This is a genomic window from Croceivirga sp. JEA036, assembly GCF_011882165.1.
GTDB lineage: Bacteria > Bacteroidota > Bacteroidia > Flavobacteriales > Flavobacteriaceae > Croceivirga.
Window position 1 is genome coordinate 302,593 of sequence record NZ_JAATON010000004.1, and the last position, 22,737, is coordinate 325,329.

At 36.0% G+C, this 22,737-nt stretch carries 23 protein-coding genes; 15 read left to right on the forward strand and 8 right to left on the reverse strand.

Annotated elements, in window-relative coordinates:
* Positions 1-44: 44 nt before the first annotated feature.
* Positions 45-3,494 (forward strand): methylmalonyl-CoA mutase family protein, encoded by a 3,450-nt coding sequence (locus HCO57_RS12685; RefSeq protein ID WP_167989324.1) that lies wholly within the window; start codon positions 45-47, stop codon positions 3,492-3,494.
* A 79-nt stretch (positions 3,495-3,573) separates the two neighbouring features.
* Here HCO57_RS12685 and HCO57_RS12690 read toward each other — a convergent pair whose 3' ends face one another.
* Entirely contained in the window at positions 3,574-3,978 is a 405-nt protein-coding gene (locus HCO57_RS12690; RefSeq protein ID WP_167989325.1) for a TIGR03643 family protein, read from the reverse strand.
* A 119-nt stretch (positions 3,979-4,097) separates the two neighbouring features.
* Between HCO57_RS12690 and HCO57_RS12695 the strand changes: the two genes are divergently transcribed.
* The 3 genes from HCO57_RS12695 to HCO57_RS12705 are packed head-to-tail and all read left to right on the forward strand — an operon-like array spanning position 4,098 to position 6,701.
* Positions 4,098-4,550 (forward strand): Lrp/AsnC family transcriptional regulator, encoded by a 453-nt coding sequence (locus HCO57_RS12695; protein ID WP_136951318.1) that lies wholly within the window; start codon positions 4,098-4,100, stop codon positions 4,548-4,550.
* Between the two features lie 42 nt (positions 4,551-4,592).
* Positions 4,593-5,996 (forward strand): alpha/beta hydrolase, encoded by a 1,404-nt coding sequence (locus HCO57_RS12700; protein WP_167989326.1) that lies wholly within the window; start codon positions 4,593-4,595, stop codon positions 5,994-5,996.
* A 60-nt stretch (positions 5,997-6,056) separates the two neighbouring features.
* A complete protein-coding gene (locus tag HCO57_RS12705) occupies positions 6,057-6,701 on the forward strand; it encodes a DUF1684 domain-containing protein (RefSeq protein WP_167989327.1) in 645 nt (214 codons plus the stop codon).
* 80 nt (positions 6,702-6,781) lie between these two features.
* Here the strand turns inward: HCO57_RS12705 and HCO57_RS12710 are convergent, their stop codons facing one another.
* The 5 genes from HCO57_RS12710 to HCO57_RS12730 all read right to left on the reverse strand — a co-directional run bounded on the left by HCO57_RS12710 (position 6,782) and on the right by HCO57_RS12730 (position 10,408).
* On the reverse strand, positions 6,782-7,795 hold the full coding sequence (locus HCO57_RS12710; RefSeq protein WP_136951315.1) for an outer membrane beta-barrel protein: 1,014 nt from the start codon (positions 7,793-7,795) through the stop codon (positions 6,782-6,784).
* Positions 7,796-7,914: 119 nt separating this feature from the next.
* On the reverse strand, positions 7,915-9,195 hold the full coding sequence (locus HCO57_RS12715) for an ammonium transporter (RefSeq protein WP_167989328.1): 1,281 nt from the start codon (positions 9,193-9,195) through the stop codon (positions 7,915-7,917).
* 29 nt (positions 9,196-9,224) lie between these two features.
* Positions 9,225-9,563, reverse strand: a complete 339-nt coding sequence (locus tag HCO57_RS12720) for a P-II family nitrogen regulator (protein WP_136951313.1) — start codon at positions 9,561-9,563, stop codon at positions 9,225-9,227.
* A gap of 274 nt (positions 9,564-9,837) precedes the next feature.
* Positions 9,838-10,209 carry a fluoride efflux transporter CrcB gene (gene crcB / locus HCO57_RS12725; RefSeq protein ID WP_136951312.1) on the reverse strand — a complete coding sequence of 124 codons (372 nt, stop codon included), beginning with the start codon at positions 10,207-10,209 and terminating at the stop codon, positions 9,838-9,840.
* A gap of 19 nt (positions 10,210-10,228) precedes the next feature.
* A complete protein-coding gene (locus HCO57_RS12730) occupies positions 10,229-10,408 on the reverse strand; it encodes a hypothetical protein (protein ID WP_136951311.1) in 180 nt (59 codons plus the stop codon).
* A 340-nt stretch (positions 10,409-10,748) separates the two neighbouring features.
* Here HCO57_RS12730 and HCO57_RS12735 point away from each other — a divergent pair, with 340 nt between their 5' ends.
* A complete protein-coding gene (locus tag HCO57_RS12735; protein WP_136951309.1) occupies positions 10,749-11,135 on the forward strand; it encodes a nucleoside triphosphate pyrophosphohydrolase family protein in 387 nt (128 codons plus the stop codon).
* Between the two features lie 29 nt (positions 11,136-11,164).
* Here the strand turns inward: HCO57_RS12735 and HCO57_RS12740 are convergent, their stop codons facing one another.
* Complete coding sequence (locus HCO57_RS12740; protein WP_209066159.1) at positions 11,165-12,232, reverse strand: branched-chain amino acid aminotransferase; 1,068 nt, start codon at positions 12,230-12,232, stop codon at positions 11,165-11,167.
* Positions 12,233-12,339: 107 nt separating this feature from the next.
* Between HCO57_RS12740 and HCO57_RS12745 the strand changes: the two genes are divergently transcribed.
* From HCO57_RS12745 to HCO57_RS12790, 10 genes are all read left to right on the forward strand, one after another.
* Positions 12,340-12,813, forward strand: a complete 474-nt coding sequence (locus tag HCO57_RS12745; protein WP_167989329.1) for a DUF4920 domain-containing protein — start codon at positions 12,340-12,342, stop codon at positions 12,811-12,813.
* A 2-nt stretch (positions 12,814-12,815) separates the two neighbouring features.
* Complete coding sequence (gene mnmD / locus HCO57_RS12750) at positions 12,816-13,487, forward strand: tRNA (5-methylaminomethyl-2-thiouridine)(34)-methyltransferase MnmD (RefSeq protein WP_167989330.1); 672 nt, start codon at positions 12,816-12,818, stop codon at positions 13,485-13,487.
* A 123-nt stretch (positions 13,488-13,610) separates the two neighbouring features.
* Positions 13,611-14,570: a TIGR01777 family oxidoreductase gene (locus HCO57_RS12755; protein WP_167989331.1), complete on the forward strand. Its 960-nt coding sequence runs from the start codon at positions 13,611-13,613 to the stop codon at positions 14,568-14,570.
* A 130-nt stretch (positions 14,571-14,700) separates the two neighbouring features.
* Positions 14,701-15,276 carry a nucleotide exchange factor GrpE gene (locus tag HCO57_RS12760; protein ID WP_167989332.1) on the forward strand — a complete coding sequence of 192 codons (576 nt, stop codon included), beginning with the start codon at positions 14,701-14,703 and terminating at the stop codon, positions 15,274-15,276.
* A gap of 9 nt (positions 15,277-15,285) precedes the next feature.
* On the forward strand, positions 15,286-16,401 hold the full coding sequence (gene dnaJ / locus HCO57_RS12765; protein ID WP_167989333.1) for a molecular chaperone DnaJ: 1,116 nt from the start codon (positions 15,286-15,288) through the stop codon (positions 16,399-16,401).
* 204 nt (positions 16,402-16,605) lie between these two features.
* Complete coding sequence (locus HCO57_RS12770) at positions 16,606-17,541, forward strand: ABC transporter ATP-binding protein (protein WP_167989334.1); 936 nt, start codon at positions 16,606-16,608, stop codon at positions 17,539-17,541.
* Positions 17,534-18,880 (forward strand): ABC transporter permease, encoded by a 1,347-nt coding sequence (locus tag HCO57_RS12775; RefSeq protein ID WP_167989335.1) that lies wholly within the window; start codon positions 17,534-17,536, stop codon positions 18,878-18,880. Before HCO57_RS12770 ends, HCO57_RS12775 begins: the two co-directional genes overlap by 8 nt.
* A 1-nt stretch (position 18,881) precedes the next feature.
* Positions 18,882-19,787: a mechanosensitive ion channel family protein gene (locus tag HCO57_RS12780; protein WP_136951301.1), complete on the forward strand. Its 906-nt coding sequence runs from the start codon at positions 18,882-18,884 to the stop codon at positions 19,785-19,787.
* 5 nt (positions 19,788-19,792) lie between these two features.
* Positions 19,793-20,677, forward strand: coding sequence for a DUF6268 family outer membrane beta-barrel protein (locus HCO57_RS12785; RefSeq protein WP_245167591.1), 885 nt, complete (start codon positions 19,793-19,795; stop codon positions 20,675-20,677).
* A 10-nt stretch (positions 20,678-20,687) separates the two neighbouring features.
* On the forward strand, positions 20,688-21,851 hold the full coding sequence (locus tag HCO57_RS12790) for a sigma-54-dependent transcriptional regulator (RefSeq protein WP_167989336.1): 1,164 nt from the start codon (positions 20,688-20,690) through the stop codon (positions 21,849-21,851).
* Here HCO57_RS12790 and HCO57_RS12795 read toward each other — a convergent pair whose 3' ends face one another.
* Complete coding sequence (locus tag HCO57_RS12795; protein ID WP_167989337.1) at positions 21,852-22,580, reverse strand: hypothetical protein; 729 nt, start codon at positions 22,578-22,580, stop codon at positions 21,852-21,854.
* Positions 22,581-22,737 lie beyond the last annotated feature (157 nt).

Consider the following 22,737-nt stretch of genomic DNA (forward strand, 5'->3'; position numbering starts at 1 on the left):
TGCATTTATCTTAAATTGCATACGATTTAATTCATCTTTTTAACATGGAACAAGTTAAGGCATATACTCCCAACAATAAAATTAGAATTGTTACAGCAGCATCGTTATTTGATGGTCATGATGCGGCCATTAATATTATGCGTAGAATTATCCAAGCTACTGGGGTAGAGGTTATTCATTTAGGGCATGATAGGAGCGTGGAAGAAGTGGTTAATTGTGCCATACAAGAAGATGCCAACGCAATCGCTATGACTTCTTATCAAGGTGGTCACAATGAATACTTTAAGTATATGTTTGATTTGCTGCAGGAAAAAGGGGCTGGGCATATCAAAATTTTTGGTGGTGGCGGTGGAGTGATTTTGCCAGAAGAAATTAAGGAGCTGATGGATTATGGCATTACGCGTATTTATTCTCCAGATGATGGTAGAGAAATGGGATTGCAAGGTATGATTAATGATTTGGTGCAAAAAAGTGATTTTGCTACACCTGCTTTAAAATTGCCACAAGGAAATTCATTAGGGGATGCCTTAATTAAAAAAGATGTTAATACTATAGCACGTCTTGTGTCAATCGCAGAAAATAGATATGATGAATTTAAATCGTTGTTTACGGTTAAATCTAATAGAGCTATTCCTGTTCTTGGAATAACGGGAACAGGAGGTGCGGGTAAATCTAGCTTAGTAGACGAATTGATACGGAGGTTTTTGACTGATTTTGAAGACAAACAAATTGCAGTAATTTCTGTAGACCCATCTAAAAAGAAAACAGGTGGTGCGCTTTTGGGAGATAGAATTCGAATGAATGCCATAAATAATGAGCGTGTATACATGCGTTCTTTGGCAACTAGACAAGCAAACTTGGCACTGTCTAAACATGTAGAAGAGGCAATACAGGTGCTCAAAGCTGCGGCGTATGATTTAATTATTTTAGAAACCTCTGGTATTGGCCAGTCTGATACCGAAATTTTAGAGTTTAGTGATGTCGCTTTATATGTGATGACCCCAGAATTTGGTGCCGCTACACAACTGGAGAAAATAGATATGCTAGATTTTGCAGATTTAGTGGCAATAAATAAGTTTGATAAACGGGGTGCTCAAGATGCATTGAGAGATGTTCGTAAGCAGTACATGCGTAATCACAATCTTTGGGATATAGACCAAAAAGATTTACCAGTTTATGGAACAATCGCTTCTCAATTTAACGACCCGGGAATGAACCGTTTGTATACTTCTATCATGGAGGTTTTGAACTCAAAGGCGAAAGCTGGTTTAATTTCTAAAACTAAGTTGGAAGTGGGTTTAAGCGAAAAGAAATTTATTATTCCGCCAGCTCGTAATAGGTACTTATCAGAAATTGCAGAAAGCAATAGGGGTTACGAAACAGAAGCTGAAAAGCAAGCACATATAGCTCAGAAACTATATGGAATTTACAAGACGATACTTTCCGTTGCAGGAGGGGTGAAAGATTTAGAAGAGATTGACTATGTAGAAGGAAGTGGATTAGCAGTAGATAAACTTTCGGCTATAGTTCAAGAAGAAAATAAAGAGCTTTTACAACTTTTACTGGCTGAGTTTGATCGCGTAAAGATGGATTTACTACCTAGAAATTGGGAACGTTTAATGCAGTGGGGAAACCAGTTGAAACGTTATAAAGATCCAATTTTTAGTTTTAAAGTTAGAGACAAGGAAATTAAAATAGAAACACACACTACCTCATTATCTCATAACCAAATTCCAAAAGTTGCCTTGCCAAAGTACAAAGCTTGGGGAGATATTCTTTTATGGATGTATAAAGAGAATGTTCCTGGAGAGTTTCCGTACACAGCTGGTATATATCCTTTTAAAAGACAAGGAGAAGATCCAACCCGTATGTTTGCAGGGGAAGGTGGTCCAGAGCGCACCAATAGAAGGTTTCATTACGTTAGTCTAGATATGCCGGCTAAACGTCTGTCTACGGCATTTGATTCGGTAACGCTTTATGGAAATGACCCAGATTACAGGCCAGATATTTATGGTAAAATTGGTAATGCAGGGGTTTCTATCTGTTGCTTAGATGATGCTAAGAAATTATATTCTGGGTTTGATTTAAGTGACCCCATGACTTCTGTGAGTATGACGATTAATGGGCCTGCGCCTATGTTGTTAGGGTATTTTCTAAATGCTGCTATAGACCAAAATTGTGAGAAATATATTAAGGAGCAGGGCTTGGAAGAAGAAGTAAAGTTAAAAATCGCTGCCATCTACAAGGAAAAGGGTATTGCTGTGCCAACTTATAATGGCGATTTACCTAAAGGGAACAATGGTTTAGGACTAATGTTGCTTGGGGTTACGGGGGATCAAGTGTTGCCAACAGACGTTTATAATGCTATAAAAGCATCAACATTGAAACAGGTTAGGGGAACCGTTCAGGCAGATATTTTAAAAGAAGACCAAGCACAAAACACGTGTATTTTTTCTACTGAATTTGCAATTCGTTTAATGGGGGATGTGCAAGAGTATTTTATAGAAAATGGAGTTCGTAATTTCTATTCGGTTTCTATTTCTGGGTATCATATTGCAGAAGCAGGTGCAAACCCAATTTCACAATTGGCCTTTACCTTGTCCAATGGATTCACTTATGTAGAATATTACCTAAGCAGAGGGATGGATATAGATAAATTTGGTCCTAATTTATCTTTTTTCTTCTCTAACGGAATAGACCCAGAGTATGCTGTTATTGGTAGGGTTGCCAGGCGTATTTGGGCAAAGGCTATGAAGGAAAAGTACGGGGCAGGTCCACGAGCACAAATGTTAAAGTACCACATACAAACATCTGGTAGAAGTTTACATGCTCAAGAAATAGACTTTAACGATATCCGCACCACGTTACAGGCTTTATACGCTATTTATGATAATTGTAACTCGCTGCACACCAATGCTTATGATGAAGCTATTACTACGCCAACAGAAGAGTCTGTACGCAGAGCTATGGCCATACAGCTTATCATAAATAAAGAATTAGGTTTAGCTAAGAACGAGAACCCGTTACAAGGCTCTTTTATCATAGAAGAGCTTACAGATTTGGTAGAAGAAGCTGTGTTATTAGAGTTTGATAGAATTACAGAGAGAGGCGGTGTTTTAGGTGCTATGGAAACCATGTATCAACGTTCTAAAATACAAGAAGAAAGCTTGCATTATGAGAACTTGAAACACTCTGGCAAGTATCCTATTATTGGTGTGAATACATTCTTAAGTTCTAAGGGTAGTCCAACAGTATTGCCACAAGAGGTAATTAGAGCTACAAAGGATGAAAAAGAAGCTCAAATATCCACCCTGAATAATTTGCATAATGCTTACGAAGAAAAGGCGGAAGCTTTGCTACAGCAATTACAGCAAACAGCTATAGATAATAACAATACCTTTGAGGCGCTTATGGAAGTGACTAAATATTGTTCTTTAGGTCAAATTACTAAAGCGTTGTTTCAAGTAGGAGGGCAGTATCGTAGAAACATGTAAAGTTTAAGTATTAAGCTTCAAAAATAAAAAAGGCTTCAAAATTTTTTGAAGCCTTTTTAGTATTTAATAAACACCTAGGTTAGTCATTTTTACTATTTACTAAAGATTTTCTCCATAGCTTAAAAGAACGTCTAAATAATTTAATTTCTCTTCTCAAAAGATATATATATTCTTTTTCTTTAATTCCGTCTTGTTCTAAACCGTTGCAATAAGATAAAATATTTCTAGTCATAATACTGATGTGTTTCATAGTATTGATTCTAGAAGTGAAACAGCTAGTTTCGTAGGCTTTCTGTATGGAGGTAGAAATTAATGATGCATCCGTAACTAAGCTATTTGCAATAACATGTCTTAGACCGGCAGTTTTAGTTAGGGTAAAGGCATCATTATCTTTAGAAAAGTATAGTGCAATTGCACTACTCAAATCACGCAATGCAATTGATTTCTGATAAACTGCCGATGAATAATAACTATTTTGTTCCATGGAGTACCCTACTAATTTAGTAGTCTAAAGATAATTCCATTTTTAAAATGATTATCTTTAGTTTTTAAAGCTATTATTTAAAAAGGCTTTAGAAAATAACTTATTAAGCAGAATTAGGTTTGAAAAATAAATTAGATAAGCTAAGTGTTGAAATCTTGCTTTGTTTACAAGAAAATGCACGGGCAAGTTATGCAGATATCGGTCGTAAAGTAGGCTTAACGTCACCAGCCGTGGCAGAGCGGATAAAGAAAATGGAAGACCTTGGTATCATAGAAGGTTATAACGTTAATATCTCTTACAGTCAGTTAGGATATCAACTTACAGCAATGGTAACCTTAAGAGCCTTTGTAGGTAAGCTAAAACCCTTTTTAGAACATGTAAAAAGTTTTGAAGAGGTGCGTAATTGTTATCGCATAACAGGGAACGAAAATATCATTATGGAAGTAGTAATACGGGACCAAAAACATTTAGAAACTTTTATAGATAAGTTAATTGTGTACGGGGAGGCGCGTACGCACATTGTGTTGTCTAATGTAGTATCCAATCAATTACTAACAAGAATAAAAAAATAAACTAAGTATATGTTCTGGCTAGGTTTTTGTGGTTGTAAAAATATGGTAAAAAAATACGCGGCTTTGGTTATTGCAGTTGTCATCTCACAGATGATAATGGCTCAAGACATAAAACTTGTTAAAGGTAAAGTGATGGATTCCATTGTGGTTAATGATTCTATTGCAGAAGATTTTTCCCTTTATCTGCCTAACGTTTTTGAGGCAAAAACTACATGGCCTTTGTTAATGGTGACCGATTTAAAAAAAAATGCAAGTCAGCAGTTAAGGCAACTGGCTCCAATAGCAGAAAGTAAAGGCTATATTTTGGTTGCGCCCAATAGCTTAAGTTCAAAAGCGGCTATTGCGGATAACATTTTAGAGGTTAAAAATGCCTTAGAAACTGTCGTTAATACCTTACCTATTAATCGTTCTGCTATATATGTTGCTGGTTTTGGAGAGGGTGGTCGTTTTGCATCTCTAGTGCCGGTTTTAATCAAAGATTTTAAAGGAGTTTTAGGGATACACGCATCATTAGCAAATGTAGAAGTATTAAGTAGTAAGAATAATTATCATTATGTTGGGCTTACTTCTAGAGAGAATTACAATTACACTACTGTAGTAGAGGAGGAAAAATTACTAAATGGCTACAGGATTCCAAATAATTTTATTTTTTACGATGGAGCAGATGGCGAACTAAAAATGGATGATGTAGCACGTGCGCTATCTTATTTTGAGTTGTTGGCTATGGCAAAAGGTTATAAAACAAGAGATACCGCAAAGGCTATTGCTTATTACAAAAAAGATGAGATGGCTTTTAGGTCAGAAATGTCTCAACAGAATTATTTAATGGCAGATAGGATTTTGCAGGAAATGCAAACACTTTATAGACCTTTTATGAATGTAGATTCGCTTAAACGTTTGCAACGTGATTTACGAAAAATAGGTACCTACAGGTCTCAAAAACGTCAATTTGAATCATTACGTTTTAATGAGAATTTAAAAAGAGAGGATTTTGCTTATTATTTAGAAGAAGACGTTCTAACGTATAATTATAATAATCTAGGGTGGTGGTTGTTTAAAATGAACGAGTTAGATAAGCAAATACAAGGGCAAGATAAATTAGAGCGGCAAATGGCGCTAAGATTAAAGGGGTATGTAAATGCTTTGGCAGATGACCAAATAGATGTGCTTACCTTATCTGATTCTCCTGATGAAGAAGCCTTGGTCATTACCTATATGATTAAAACGATTATTGAGCCAGAGAATGCACAAAACTATCTAAATGTAGTATCTATAAGCGCTAAGAACGAAGATTATGGTACCGCTATTTATTATCTAGAAGAATTGTTGAAAATAGGATACAGAGACAAACAAGCAATTTATAATGTGGAACATACTGCACTGTTAAAAATTATGCCAGAATTTAATGCCTTACTAGAAAAATACCTGGGAGAAAGTAGGTATTAATTCTGTGCATCTAAAGGCTTAGGTTTTAGATGGCAAAGCTATAGATTGTATTTTTGTGTAATGAAATACGTTTTACTATCCACTCTTTTCTTTATTATAGCTTGTGGGCAACAAAAAAAATATCACAAACAAACTGATGAGGAGCAAGCTTCAATCAATAGTGATGCTGTTAGAAAAATTCTAAATTTTCAAAATAAACTCAATTCTGAGTTTAAAGACCCAGAAAGTTCTCCTTTGCCGGATAGGTATAGAAAAGATTTTGAGGGTTTAGATTTTTTTATGCCAGATACCAATTACATCGTGACTGCTAAATTGGAACGTACTCCAGATGCAGAACCTTTCTTATTGCCAACTACAACTAGTCGTAAGTCTCATGAAAAGTTATATGCTATTGCACATTTTGTTTTAAATGGTATTGAGCATCAGTTAGAGATATACCAGAGTTTAGATTTGTTAGATGAAGAAGGGTATGAGGATTATTTGTTTTTACCTTTTTTAGATAATACCAATGGAGAAGAAACGTATGCTGGCGGTCGTTATATAGATTTAAAAGAGCCAGAAGGGGATTCTATTGTAATTGATTTTAACCGAGCGTACAACCCCTATTGTGTCTACAATAAAAAATACTCCTGCCCCTTGGTGCCAAGGCAAAATTATATGAAAACCAAGGTTCTGGCAGGAGTAAAAGATTTTATAAAACACTAAAAGCCCGGTTAACCGGACTTTTAGCATCATTTCACTGAACGTTATTGTGAGTTGGTTAGTTAACTAAACACAACTAATCATTAATCAAAAGAGTAGATTGCGGCAATAGCAAATGTAGCTAAGCTATTTGTGGCAGCTAAGTCATTGTCTGTGTAAGGCTCAATATCGTTACCCCAGCTGTCCAATCTAATTTCTGGCTTAATGATTAAATTATCAACACTGTAGCTTCCAGTTAGAGTTAAAGCTAATACAGGAGCGTCGTCACCCTCGTCTTGAGTAAATGCAAAGTATTCTCCTCTTAAACCTAATGCAAAGTTTTCAGAAGTAGAGTATTGTGGATACAATGCAGCACCGTAGAAACCAGAACCGTCATTTGTTGCTAGCGCAGCATTGATTCCTAAGAAGAAATCATCAGATAAATCAAAACCACCAGTATAATCAATCTCAAAACCTAATGCTTCACCGCCATCATAATATAAGTTGATGAATTGGTCGTAGAAACCTAATTGCGCTCCTAAAGAGTATGCTCCAGTAAGGTTATTGTTTACATCGGTTACATTCATTACAGCAAGCATTAAGCTCATATCATCAGATAATCCAAAATCCGCCTTTAAACCTACATGAGAAAAAGGTCCATTAGAGAATAAGTAAGATGTACTGTAGTTAAAGTTAGCTGCAGGAGCAATTACTTCATAACCCAAAAAGGTATTGAATCTACCCATGGTCAAAGTAGTTCCTTCACTTACATTCCAATAGGCATATAATTGGTTTAGGTTGTAACCTCCTGTAGCATCATCGCCTCTAGGACCAAATACTACATCTGCAACTGCACCAACGCTACCTTTTTCATAAGAAGCAATTAGATTTGCCATACCCAAAGCAAAACCAGTTTCGTTAGCAAAAGATGTGCCAGGGTCAACAGTTCCGTCTGCATCAGAAGTAGTAAGTGCAGTTCTATAATAAGTGTCTACACTGCCGCTTAGGCTTAAGGGGCTAGATTCTTCCTCTTCCTGTGCTGTTGCACTAACTGCAAATAAAGCAGCAGCTGCTAATACTGTATTTTTTATGTATTTTGTAGAAATAATCGTTTTCATAAATGTGATGTTTTTGTGTGACTCTTTTTGAGTCATTTTTAAGTTTTTAATCGAATGTTACTTTGAAAATTGGTTTAATCAACGGAGCGTTCTGCCAAACGCTCCGTTTCTCTTTGGTATTAGTCTTGGTTGGAAATATGTTCTGGGTAAGACTCCATTCCATGCTCATGGATGTCTAGACCTTCAATTTCTTCTTTTTCAGAAACTCTTAATCCTATAGTCTTTTTAAGGATAATAAGTAAAATAAATGTGGTTAATGCTGCCCATAAAATGTAAGCTAGGGAGCCGTAGGTTTGTACCCAAAGTAATTTAAATCCCCCATCGTAGATTAATCCACCATCTAAGGCAAAAACACCTACTAAAACAGTACCTAAGAAACCACAAACACCGTGTACGGATATAGCACCTACGGGGTCATCAATCTTAAATTTCTTATCTAAAGTTTCTATTGAAAGAACTACTACTACGCCACAAATTAAACCTATAATTAATGAGCCAAAAGCGTTAACAGCGCCACAACCAGCAGTGATACCTACTAAGCCTGCTAATGCACCATTTAAGGTCATGGAAAGGTCTGCTTTTTTGTAACGCATCCATGTAAAAAATAAGGCTGCAATTGCACCTGCTGCTGCTGCAATATTGGTATTAATGATTACACTACCAGCTGCAACCGTATCACTACCGCCCCAAGCCAATTGGGAACCACCGTTAAATCCAAACCATCCTAACCATAGGATAAGTACACCAAGTGCTCCAAACATCATGTTGTGTCCTGGAATGACTTGTGGTTTACCATCTACGTATTTTCCAATTCTCGGACCCACCATGATAGCGGCAACCAAAGCAGCCGCACCACCCACGGCGTGTACCACAGAAGAACCAGCAAAATCAACAAAACCAGCAACATTTAACCAAGCGTCGTCATCAAATGGCCAGTACCAGCTACCAGAAATTGGGTAGATGATTGTAGTTAATACTGCAGATAAAATTAAGTAGGTAGAGAATTTTGTTCTACCGGCTACGGCACCAGATACAATGGTGGCAGCTGTTGCACAGAAAACGGTCTGGAAAAATAGGTTGTACCAATCGTCAGCGCTAAAGAAAAAGTAACCCTGATCAGAAGGGCTTGTACGGAAAAATCCACCTAAAACGGTGTCACTGCCGTACATAATGCCATAACCTACAGCCCAGAACATGATGGAGCCTACTGCAAGGTCCATTAGGTTTTTCATAATGATGTTACCAGAGTTTTTACTTCTGGTAAAACCAACTTCAACTAGCGTAAATCCTGCTTGCATAAAGAATACCAAGATTGCCGCTATAGTAATCCACAAGGCGCCCATATCACCATTAATGGCTTCTATTGCCTTGTCTAGTGTTTCTTGTTCTAATTGAGACATAATTAAATTGTTTGTTAGTTAGTATTGGTTTAGTTGATTCCTGCGTGACCGCTTTCTCCTGTTCTTATCCTATAAGCTTCGGATATCTCAGAAACAAAGATTTTACCATCACCTACGTTACCAGTGCTGGCGGTCTTGATTAAAGTTTGAATGGTTCTTTCTAAGAAATCATCAGAAACCACAATCACTAAATACCTTCTTTGGATATCCGTAGTACTATACGTGATACCGCGGTATACGTGACCTTGTTTTTCATTACCAACTCCCGTTACGTCCCAGTAACTGAAAAAGTTTACCTCAATTTCATGAAGTGCTTTTTTCACCTCATCAAATTTTGATTTTCGAATAATTGCCTCGACTTTTTTCATAATTGATTTTGTTAGTTAACGGGTCAAATATATGTTAAAGGAAACCTAACGGGTAATTAAAATGGGTCTTATTGGTAATTTTTATCATATTATAATTTATACCCCCTAAAATTTTAGGGGTTTATTAAAATTGATAACATTTTATTAAAATCAGGATAATATTGAGTGCTCCTTTATGTGGATATTAGCTAAAATAATATAACAAGTCCTTTATTATGTTGAGAATAATGTAACAATGTAAGTAAAATGATGTGTAGAATGTAATATTTGGCTATTACAATTGTCTGCTAAGGTACAGTCCTAATGCAACAGCCCCTATGCCAATAATAATACTCATGGCTAGATATAAGGTGAAATAAAGAAGTTCACCGCTTTTTAAGAGGCCATACTTTTCAAATGCAAATGTGGAAAAGGTAGTAAAACCACCACAAAACCCTGTTGCTAATAATAAGGTGTGATTTTCTGATAGTAATTTGCCTTTTGAAGCAAAGCCTAAAAGTAGACCAATTAATAAGCATCCAATAATATTGGCTGCAAATGTGCCTAAAAAGAAATTTTGAAAAAGCGGATTAAGGTTTTTGGAGACTATATATCTGAGCGAGCTTCCGATGCCGCCTCCTAAAAATACCAAAAGAACCTGTTTCATACCCTAAAGGTAATAGAAACTAAACGGCCTTTTTGTATTTGTTTTCAGAAAATTCGTTGGTAGATAGTTTAAGTACTGTACTGTCCTTAATTTTCTGAAAAGGTTTTTTGATGTTGTCCATAGCACCGTTAACGCTAAAAATCAAAAGAAATGCATTGATGCCAAGGAGTACAAATAAAATGCTAAAAAAAGTAACCATTTGGTGTAGGGTTTACGATTACAAAAGTACGTCTTTTCCTATATTTAACGACTATATCCTTAACATTGTTGTGTATTTCCTCATTTTTGTGGTGTATCTAAATATCTTGTTAATTTTTGAGGAAATATTTAACTAGAAATAAAAATATTATGAAACCAATAAAGGTAATAAGAACCCATTGTACCCCTTTATAATTTTTTTTGTGTAGCTTTTTATCTTTTGCATACATATATATAAGGATACTTACAAATGCAATGATGAATAGAATAGCAAAAGTAATCTGGCCAGAACTGAACATAGTTTTATTATATTTTGACAAAATTACACTAAATAGATAGGTATGGAAAGTAAATTAAAGGCTGTTCAGTTATTTCATGAATCTTTTGGTCTAGGTATAAAGCATGAGCCTACAGCTAATTTAGGCGAAGCAAAAAATTTATTACGATTTAACTTAATGGATGAAGAAAATAAGGAGTACTTAGAAGCTGCAATGAATAATGATGTAGTAGAGGTGGCAGATGCACTTGGGGATATGCTTTATATTTTATGTGGCACTATTCTGGAACATGGTATGCAATATAAAATAGAAGAGGTGTTTAATGAAATACAACGCAGTAATATGAGTAAGTTGGGTGTAGATGGAAAGCCTATTTATAGAGAGGATGGAAAAGTGCTTAAGGGACCAAATTACTTTAAACCTAACTTGGAAGAAGTTTTAAAGAGATAAAAAAAAGGCACCTATTTGGTGCCTTTTTTTTATTTTACTTCGTATCGCCAACCAAACTTATCTTCGGCACGGTTGTATTGTATATCGGTAATTCGCTTTTTTAAACGAGCCGCAAACGGATGTTCTAATTCGGGCAAATCGTAATCGGTGCCGTCATAGCCAAAACCTGCTAATGGTGAGATTACAGCTGCAGTTCCTGCGCCAAACATTTCTTTTAGACTCCCGTCTTTAGCAGCGGCAACAACTTCGGCAACACTTACTTTTCTTACCTCAGTAGTTATACCTTCGTCTTCAGCAATTTTAAGAATACTCTTTCTGGTAATACCATCTAAGATTCTATCATTCGTTGGAGCAGTAATTAAGGTGTCGTTAATTCGGATAAATATATTCATCGCTCCTGCCTCTTCTATAAACTCATGATTGTTATCATCCGTCCAAATAATCTGCTGATATCCTTTTTCTGCGGCGAGTTTAGTTGGATAAAACTGTCCTGCGTAATTGCCACCAGCTTTAGCATAACCTACACCTCCATTAGCAGCTCTAGAATACGTTTGTTCTATTAAAACCTTGACCTTGCCAGAGAAATAAGAACCAGAAGGAGCGCAAGCAATAATAAATTTGTATTCATTTGCTGGAGACGCGTGGAAACCTTCTCCAGAAGCAAACATAAAAGGCCTAATGTACAAGCTGCTTCCAGGATTTTGCGGTATCCAATCACTATCTACTTTTAATAAGGCTTCTAAACCTTGCATAAAATAGGATTGCGGAATTTCTGGTATTGCCATACGTTCCGCACTCTTATTTAAACGAGCATGGTTATCTGTAGGTCTAAACAGCCAGATTTTACCATCCTCATCTTTGTAGGCTTTCATTCCTTCAAATATAGATTGGCCATAATGAAAAATCTTTGCAGAAGGATTTAACGAGATAGGACCATATGGAACAATCTTTGGCGCCAACCATTTACCGTCTTTGTAGTCGCAGACCACCATATGGTCTGTGTAAACACTTCCAAAGGAAAGGTTGTCAAAATCTACATCGTTAATCTTAGATGTTTTGCATTTTTCTATTGCAATGTTGTTATCCATTACCTCCATATCTGTTAACTTTAATAAGCTAAAATTAGGTATTTATCCTTAGTTTTACCTCATTACACTTATGATTTACGATTCTAGTGTGATGTATATTTCAAAATTTAAAGAATATGAGGGTTTTTAACATCTTTGCTGCTGTATTTTTAATGATTTTCACTTTAAATAGTTGTGCGCAAAAATCACCTGAGGGTGAGTATTTTGGTGCTCAATTTGAGCCAGAATCAAAACAAAGTGAGGAAATTACAAGTGCATATGCGGCTATAAAAGTTAAAGATACAGTTGCTACTCAGGTTTCCGGTACCATAAAAGAAGTATGCCAAGCAAAGGGGTGTTGGATGCAGGTAGCTCTTACAGATGGGCAAGAAGTTTTTGTAAAGTTTAAGGACTATGGTTTTTTTGTTCCTAAAGATGTAGCAGGCAAACAAGTGTTTTTAGATGGTTTGGCTTTTGTAGAAGAAATGCCAGTGGATGAGCAAAAGCATTATGCAGAAGATAAAGGAGCAACTCCAGAAGAATTGTCTAAAATAACGGAACCAAAAAGAACATTGCGTTTTGAAGCTTCAGGGGTCTTAATTGCAGAATAAAGGTGAAGCGTAAAATCATTACAACCGGGGATGGTTCTACTACTATTCAAATAGAGGAGTGGAATGAGCAGTATCATTCCAAACACGGTGCAATACAAGAAGCTAAGCACGTTTTTATTAAACATGGATTTGAACATGTAAAGAATGCTCCACTTTCCATACTAGAAATTGGTTTTGGTACGGGTCTTAATGCCTTTATTACGTATTTAGAAAATTTAAGCAATCCTAGACCAATACAGTATGTAGGCGTAGAGGCTTATCCTGTAAATACAGAAGAGTTACAGTATTTAAATTATGCTGAAGCTTTAGCGGCGCAAAATCATAAAAAAATCTTTGCAGTAATGCATAATGCTGCATGGGGGCAGCCAGTAACTATTGCAGAAAATTTTTCATTGCATAAGCTACAGCGTAAATTTCAAGATATAGAAGCAGTAGCAGAGTACCACCTCATTTATTTTGATGCTTTTGGAGCAAGAGTACAACCAGAACTTTGGACAGAGGCAATTTTTAAAAACATGTTTACTGCGCTTAAAACTGGTGGTATTTTGGTTACTTATGCAGCAAAAGGAAGTGTTCGTAGGGCAATGCAAGCGGTAGGTTTTACGGTAGAACGTTTGCCTGGCCCACCAGGTAAAAGAGAAATGTTAAGAGCTACAAAAATAGCAATAGCTTAACCCATTGTTAAAATTGGTTTTTAGTTTTTCCCAAATTTGGTTAAAAGTTGAACAACACTGTTAAATAGAATATAACTTCCTAATTTGGGGCTATTTAAACAGTAAATTCGTAAAAAAAATAGCATGAAAGTTTTGATAACGGGAGCTACTGGATTGGTGGGGCAGGCTATTGTAAAAGAACTTAAGAAAAAGAGTGTTCCAATACACTATCTCACAACTAGTAAAAATAAAATAGAGACAGAAAACGGGTATAAAGGATTTTATTGGAATCCAGCAAACCTAGAAATGGATATGGCCGCACTTGACGGGGTTACAGATATTATAAATCTGGCAGGGGCTTCCATTTCTAAAAGGTGGACATCTAGTTATAAAAAAGAAATTATAGATAGTAGAATCAATAGTTTAAAAACCTTGAAAAAAGGTATTGAGCTAGTAGGTGATGATAATTTAATTGGATTTGTCTCCGCTTCTGCTATCGGTATCTATCCAGATTCATTAACTAATCTTTACGATGTTGAAGAGACTGCTGTAGACGATAGTTTTTTAGGTGAAGTTGTAAAACTTTGGGAAGAAGAGATTAAGACTTTTCAAAAATTTGACATTAATGTATCCATGGTTCGGATTGGGCTAGTGCTTTCCAAAGATGGAGGTGCACTACCGCAAATAAAAAAGCCAGTTCAGAACTATGTTGGAGCTGCATTTGGTTCTGGAGAGCAATGGCAAAGCTGGATACATATTCAGGATTTAGCAGAACTTTTCGTTTTTATTTTAAAACATCAACTTAAAAGTGTATTCAATGGCGTTGCGCCTAATCCAGTTACCAACTCAAAAATGACAAAGGAGTTAGCGAATGTATTGCAAAAACCGTTGTGGCTGCCTAACATACCAAAATTGGTAATGAGAGCAGTCCTGGGAGAAATGAGCTACATTCTTTTTGCTAGTCAGCGTGTAAGTAGTAGAAGGATAGAAGAAGAAGGTTTTTTATTTAACTATGCCAACATTTGTGCAGCGTTAAGGAATATCTACGATGCTCCAAACCCAGAACCTAAATTAACAGAAAAGTACGAAGAGACTTACTCTTAAAAAGAAGCACTAAGACTATTGAAAATCCGCCAATTGGCGGATTTTTTTTTATTGCGATGACATTTTGACATTTATTTGCGAAATGGCAGTACTTTTGCCACCTGAAAATCAGAATTAAATAAATAGCAATATGAGCAAGAAAAGTAAGGTTAAAGAGATGGATGAGGTGCAAGATGCAAAGCAATCTGTTGACGCAACTGAGCTGGAACAAGCTAACGATATACAAGATGATGCTGTAGAGGAAGAAGAGACAATGTCTAAAGAAGAGCAATTGCAAGAAGAATTAGGCAAGGAAAAAGATAAGTTTCTTCGTCTGTTTGCAGAGTTTGAAAATTTTAAAAAGCGAACATCTAAAGAGCGTATGGAGCTGTTTAAGACTGCGGGGCAAGAGATTATGACTTCTATGTTGCCCGTTATGGACGATTTTGACCGTGCGCTTAAAGAGATTGCCAAAACAGAAGAAAAAGAGCTATTAAAAGGGGTAGAGCTCATTAGTACTAAATTCAGGGAGACGCTAAAAAATAAAGGTTTAGAAGAAGTTGCTGTAGAAGCCGGTGAAACTTTTGATGCAGAGCTACACGAGGCGGTAACCCAAATACCAGCACCAGATGATAGCATGAAGGGTAAGATTATAGATGTAATTGAAAAAGGCTATAAACTAGGAGACCGCATCATTCGCCACCCAAAAGTAGTTGTAGGTAACTAAAAAGAGATTATGAAAGAGGATTACTATGACATATTAGGCGTTTCTAAAGGCGCTACCGCGGCAGAGATTAAGAAAGCCTATAGAAAAAAGGCCATAGAATACCATCCAGATAAAAATCCAGGAGACGAAAAGGCAGAGGAAATGTTTAAGAAGGCAGCCGAAGCTTATGAAATCTTAGGAGACGCAGATAAACGTGCAAAGTACGACCAATATGGCCATGCAGCATTTGATGGTGGTGGTTTTGGTGGCGGTGGTATGAATATGGATGACATATTTAGCCAGTTTGGAGACATCTTTGGAGGCGGAGGCTTTGGCGGATTTGGTGGCTTTGGCGGCTTTGGTGGCGGGCAAAGACGTGTTAAAGGTAGCAATCTTAGAATCCGGGTTAAACTTACGTTAGAAGAGATAGCTAACGGTGTTGAGAAAAAAGTAAAAGTAAAACGCAAGGTGCCTGCAGAAGGAGTTACGTATAAAACGTGTTCTACTTGTAACGGTACAGGGCAAGTTACTAGAGTTACCAATACTATTTTAGGAAGAATGCAGACCGCTACTACTTGCAATACTTGTGGTGGGGCTGGCCAAACTATAGATAATAGACCTAGTGGAACAGATGCGCAGGGTTTAAAAACAGTAGAAGAAACCGTTTCAATTAAAATTCCTGCTGGTGTAGAAGAGGGGATGCAGCTAAAAGTATCTGGTAAAGGTAATGGAGCCCCTGGTAATAATGGTATTCCGGGAGACTTACTAGTTGCCATAGAGACAGAAGAGCACGATACACTTAAAAGAGAGGGTGATAATTTGCATTATGACTTGTATATCAGTTTTTCTGAGGCTGTATTAGGTAGTTCTAAAGAGATAGATACTGTTGGCGGTAAGGTTAGAATTAAATTAGAACCTGGCATTCAATCTGGTAAAATTTTACGTTTAAGAGGTAAAGGCGTACAGAGTTTAAATGGCTACGGTAGTGGAGATCTGTTAGTGCATGTAAATGTTTGGACTCCTAAGGAACTAACAAAGGAGCAAAGAGAGTTTTTTGAGCGTATGCAAGAAGACGATAATTTTAAGCCAAGCCCAGAGAAATCTGATAAATCTTTCTTTGAGAAAGTAAAAGATATGTTCTCTTAGGCAAAACTGTCTTTTGTTTAAGTAAAAAACGTATATTTGAAATTGATACCGCTACGGTGGTATCTAATTTTCTTTTTCATAGCAATTTTTTTCCCATCCTTATTTGTTTAAGGGTGGGTTTTGTTTTTTAGGGGTTTTGTAATTTATTGTTGTCTCTTTTTAAGATAAATTCGGCTTTAGTTTATCTTTGATAAAATTGTTTACATGAGTTCAATTCTTGTTGCTGAGAATATCTCCAAAAAATTTGGGGAACATACCGCTTTAAGCAACGTTTCCATAAATATTCCAAAGAATAGTATTTACGGTCTTTTGGGGCCAAATGGTGCAGGTAAAACCACTTTAATACGTATTATTAATCAAATAACGTATCCAGACCAAGGTCAGGTGTTGTTTGATGGTGAACCACTAGCGCCAAAACACATTGCCACTATAGGTTATTTGCCAGAAGAGCGTGGATTGTATAAAAGTATGAAAGTAGGTGAACAGGCTTTGTACTTAGCGCAATTAAAAGGTTTGAGCAAAGTGGAGGCAAAAAAAAGACTTCTTTATTGGTTTGAGCGGTTAGAAATAGGCGACTGGTGGAATAAAAAGATTCAAGAACTTTCTAAAGGAATGGCTCAAAAAATTCAATTTATAGTCACGGTGCTACATGAGCCAAAACTCTTAATTTTTGATGAACCTTTTAGCGGTTTTGACCCCATCAATGCAAATAAAATCAAAGATGAGATACTAGAGCTTAAAAAGCAGGGGACATCCATCATTTTTTCTACGCACAGAATGGAATCTGTAGAAGAGTTGTGCGAGTATATCGCCTTGATTCATAAATCAGAAAAAATACTTGACGGTAAGTTAAAAGATATAAAACGGGAGTTTAAAAGTAATGTTTATAAAATTGGTTTGCAGATTAGTGCAGATGCCCAAGAGGTTTTACAAAAATTACAGGCAGATTACAGACTTTCAGATAGTTTCTATGATTCGTCTGATCAACAACTTTCCTTTTCTGTAAAGCTAGAAGATTCAGATACTACCACATTACTACGTAATTTAAATGGTGTCGGTAATTTGTATCATTTTGAAGAAACAATTCCGTCTGCAAATGACATTTTTATTCAAGCAATTAAATCAAAAGGGCATGAGTAAACTAAGACTGATTATTAAAAGAGAATATTTAGCAAAGGTTAGGAACAAATCTTTTGTTATCATGACCTTTTTAAGCCCCATATTAATGGTTGGTATGGTGGTGCTCATTGCATATTTAACTAAGGTTAATGATAGTGAAAAACGCGTTGTTGCAATACAGAATGAAAGTGGTTATTTTGAGAATTTGTTTACACCTTCTGAGTCTATTTCATTTGTAACCTTTAAGGGGCTTTCACTAGAAGAAGCAAAAGACTCTACCCAACAAATGGGCTACTATGGTTTATTACATATTCCAGCGGGTACAGATAGAGAAATGATTGCGGGTAATTCTTTCTTATACACTAAAGACAACCCTAATAGTAGTGTTTTAGAACGTTTAGAGCGTACTTTTCAGCAACGCTTACGTCAATACCGTTTACAAGATTTAGGTATGACTAAAGAGCAATATACTAAAATTGATAAGAATTTTGAGATAAAAGCAGCCACCTTTGATGGTCAGCAAAACCTAAAAGGAATAAACGAAATTAAAGCGATAATTGGTGGTGGCTTTGGCTATCTTATTATGATGTTTATTATTATCTATGGAGGTTTTGTAATGCGTAGTGTTATAGAGGAGAAGACATCAAGAATTATAGAGGTTATCATTTCTTCAGTAAAGCCATTTCAGTTGATGTTAGGTAAAATTATAGGGACATCCTTGGCAGGTATAACGCAGTTTGCTATTTGGGTGATTTCTGCCGCTATTTTATTAACACTGGCTATGGTTTTTTTAGACATAGATTTGGCAGCACTGAATAATGGAGCTACGGTTAGCCCTATGGGCGGCATGGGTGCCATGGCAGAAATAAGCTCTGATAAAAACAGTGAGTTCTTACTGTATGCAGCAGAATTTTTAAAAATACCTTGGGTATTAATTGTTGTGTCTTTTTTAATCTATTTTGTTTTAGGTTATCTTATATATAGTTCTATTTATGCAGCAATAGGGGCTGCTGTAGATAATGAGACAGATACACAACAATTTATCTTTCCTATTATTTTACCTTTAATGTTGGCAATTTATGTAGGTTTCTTTTCTGTGTTTAGTAATCCACATGGCCCAATAGCCGTAGGGTTTTCTTTGTTTCCTTTAACCTCGCCTATCGTGATGATGATGCGTTTACCAAGCGGATTAGGAGAAGCTGGGGTGCCCATATGGCAGTTTGTGTTAAGCATTGTGTTGTTGGTCTTAACTTTTTTGGCTATTGTGTGGTTAGCAGCTAAGATTTACCGTGTTGGTATTTTAATGTACGGTAAAAAACCAACTTACAAAGAAATGTTTAAGTGGTTAAAATATAATTAAAGTGCAACAAGAGGCAGAGCAAATAAAAGAACTTATAGAAGAAGATGTTTGGGGATCCATTAAAGAGTTCTTAAACTTCGGCTTTCATATACCAGCTGGTGAAGGTACAATACACCTAACCATTGGATTGTTGTTGGTATTGATTCTCGCCTTTGTCTTAACTAGTTATATTCTTCGTCTTATAAGACAATTATTTACCCGTAAAATGACGGACGAAGACACGCTAAAATTTGTTAGCGTTTTCAAGTTTATTAAATACGTTATTTATCTGGTTGTAATTTTACTTACGTTAAGTGCAGCCGGTGTTAATGTAACGGTTGTATTAACCGCTTCTGCAGCCTTGTTCGTTGGGCTTGGATTAGCACTGCAAGAGCTTTTTCAAGATATTATCGGTGGGGTTTTTATCATCGTAGATAAATCGCTCAACGTAGGGGATATTGTAGAGATAGATGGAAAGGTAGGTAAGGTTTTTGATATTAAATTGAGAACCACCAGGGCAATTACCAGAGATGATAAAATTATCATCATACCTAATCATAAATTTATAAGTGATATTGTCTATAACTACACACAAAACCACAAGCTTACTAGAGAAAAGGTCACTGTTGGGGTGGCTTATGGTAGTGATGTAAATTTGGTTACAAAACTACTAGAAGAAGTTGCTTTGCAACAAAAGCAAGTACGCAAAACCCCTAAACCATTTGTAACATTTGATGATTTTGGAGACTCTGCATTGGTGTTTTCTGTAAATTATTTTACTAATGATAGTTTTGCAGATCCACGCACTAAAAGTGCTATTAGGTATGATATTGATGCTAAGTTTAGACACAATAATATTGCTATTCCGTTTCCACAGAGAGATATACATATATACCAACATAATAATGCAATAGATAGCGGAAAATAAATTGTATGCAGAAGAAGATTATTGCGGTTATTTGCTGTGTTGTATGTATTTTTTTGAGCCTGCCGCTTATTGCTCAAAGTACGGATGTGTTGAAAATAGAATATTTAAACATCCCTAAAAATTTAGAATCTGGAATTGTAACAGAACGCTTAAAAGTAGGGGTGAATATTCCTTTAAAAGTGAATAATGATAGCTACTTTGTTGTAGGTGGAGAATACAACCAATTTGGGATTAATTTTGACAAAGTTTTACCCTTTAGTACGGCAGATTTAAGCAAGTTATACATAACAGATTTAAATTTAGGGTACATTACTAAATGGAATGATAATTGGCGTTTAGTAAGTATTGCAACGCCTAGATTAGCGAGTAACCTTACGGAAGGTACCTCTACAGAAGACTTTTTTTTTAATGCTACGGTTGCTTTTTGGAAAGAAAATAATAAAGCAGATCAACCCTATAGAATAGTTTTGGGTTTGTCTTATAACAGTACTACGGGTTTACCCATACCATTACCCTTGGTAAGTTATTATAAAAGATACCATCCCAATTGGTCCTACACATTGGGTATACCTAAAACTAATTTTAAATATCATTCTAATAAAAACCATGTATGGGAAATGGCATTGTTATTGGATGGTTACTTTATAAATATTCAAAATGATATAGCCTTAGATAACGGCCAGGTGGGTTCTAAAATTTCTTTATCCGCAGCTATTGCAACCTTAGGGTATCAATATAAATTAAATAAAAATATGGCATTCTATGCCTATGTTGGGCATTCTGTATATCAAGAAAGTATTTTAAGAGATAACAGCCGTAATGATGTATTTTTATTGAATAGTAAACAAAATCTTTTCCTTAGGGGAGGATTCAAAATAGGAATCTTTTAAACCGAAATAAATGTCAAAAATATTGGTCATAGAAGACGAAGCCGCTATCAGAAGGGTTTTGGTTAAAATATTGTCAGAAGAGAGTGAAGCCTATCAACTATCAGAAGCAGAAGATGGTTCAAAAGGCATAGAAGTACTAAAAAAGGAAGATTTTGATTTGGTGCTGTGCGATATTAAAATGCCTAAAATGGATGGGGTAGAGGTGTTAGAAGCGGCTAAAAAATTAAAGCCAGAAATTCCGTTTATAATGATATCTGGTCATGGAGATTTAGATACCGCTGTAAATACTATGCGGCTAGGCGCATTTGATTACATTTCTAAACCACCAGATTTAAATAGATTATTAACCACCGTCCGTAATGCTTTAGACCGCAAAGAGTTGGTGGTAGAGAATAAAATTCTTAAAAAGAAGGTCAGTAAAAATTATGAAATGGTAGGTAATAGTGAAGCTATTGAAACTATCAAAGGTATGATAGAAAAGGTAGCGCCTACAGATGCCAGAGTACTAATTACAGGTTCTAATGGTACAGGTAAAGAACTTGTAGCACATTGGTTACACCAGAAAAGCCCACGTTCCTCTGCCCCTTTTATTGAGGTTAATTGTGCTGCAATTCCTTCAGAATTAATAGAGAGCGAACTTTTTGGCCATGTTAAAGGAGCATTTACATCTGCTGTAAAGGATAGGGCTGGTAAGTTTGAGGCAGCAAACAAAGGCACTATTTTTTTAGATGAAATAGGAGACATGAGCATGTCCGCGCAGGCAAAAGTGTTACGAGCCTTACAAGAAAATAAAATTTCTAGAGTGGGTAGTGATAAGGATATAAAAGTAGATGTTAGGGTGCTAGCGGCAACTAATAAGGATTTAAAAAAGGAAATCGCTGAAGGAAATTTCCGTGAAGATTTGTATCATAGATTGGCCGTAATTTTAATAAAGGTCCCTGCTCTAAATGACCGTAGAGACGATATCCCCTTGTTAATTTCTCATTTTTCTCAAAAGATTGCTTCTGAACAAGGTACAGGGGTTAAGAGCTTTTCTCAGAAAGCGGTAGCCTTATTGCAAAGTTATGATTGGACTGGTAATATACGCGAATTAAGAAATGTGGTAGAACGTTTAATTATACTTGGTGGTAAAGAGGTGAGTGAGGAAGATGTAAAACTTTTTGCAAGTAAATAATTAGTCTTGGCAATTTCCCATTTCTGTAAGGGTATTCGTTGCAATACGTATTACCTGTTGATGATAAAAGCGTTTTGCTTCTGTTAAATTGGGATTTGCCATTTCTTTTTTAGTTCTTTCCAAGGTGCCGTTAATAAAGTTCTTGGCCTCCGTACAGCTAACTACTTCTGTTACTTCTTTTAAAGATTTTTCAAATTTAGCTAAGGTTTTCTCTAGTACTTTATCCATTTGTTGATACGGATCAACTTTAGATTCGTTATTCAAAAATAATAAAGCGGGTTCATTGGTCTCTGTGGTGTTCATCACCAATACTTCATTACCATACGTGCTAAATTGTTCTATTTCAAAATTGTTGAGGTTGTTTAAAGTTAATTCGGTGTTTTTTAATGCTAATTCCAAAAACAATTTAGCATCTTCTAAAACAATACTTTTTGTTGCTTGGCGCAAATTGTCCTTGGTTTGCTTAAAAGTAGATTCTGCTGGGGAGCAACCACATTCTACAAAATTAGGTTGGCTGTTATAAGTACCTTTTAAGGCTTTGTAAGCATGGTATTTTGCTAAATCCAAAGAAGGGGCATTAAGAGCCAATTGTGTTTGGTCCTTGATAAAGCCGGTGTTCTTATAGGCAAATTCGCACGGGTTTAGCTTGGTAAAAGAAACCATGAGCAAAAGACCCAATGCACCTGTAAGACCAGCTATTGAGGTAAATAGCCACTTGTAGGATTTCATTATTTAAAGATTTGGACTGCTAAAGTTAATTGTAAAGTCAAGTGCTTAAAAATATCATCGGTATACCGCTTTTATATTCTTTAAACGGGAAAATTACTTGTCGTATGTTAGCTGTATAGAACTCGTATTAAGCTTTAAATTATGTATATTTCAGGTT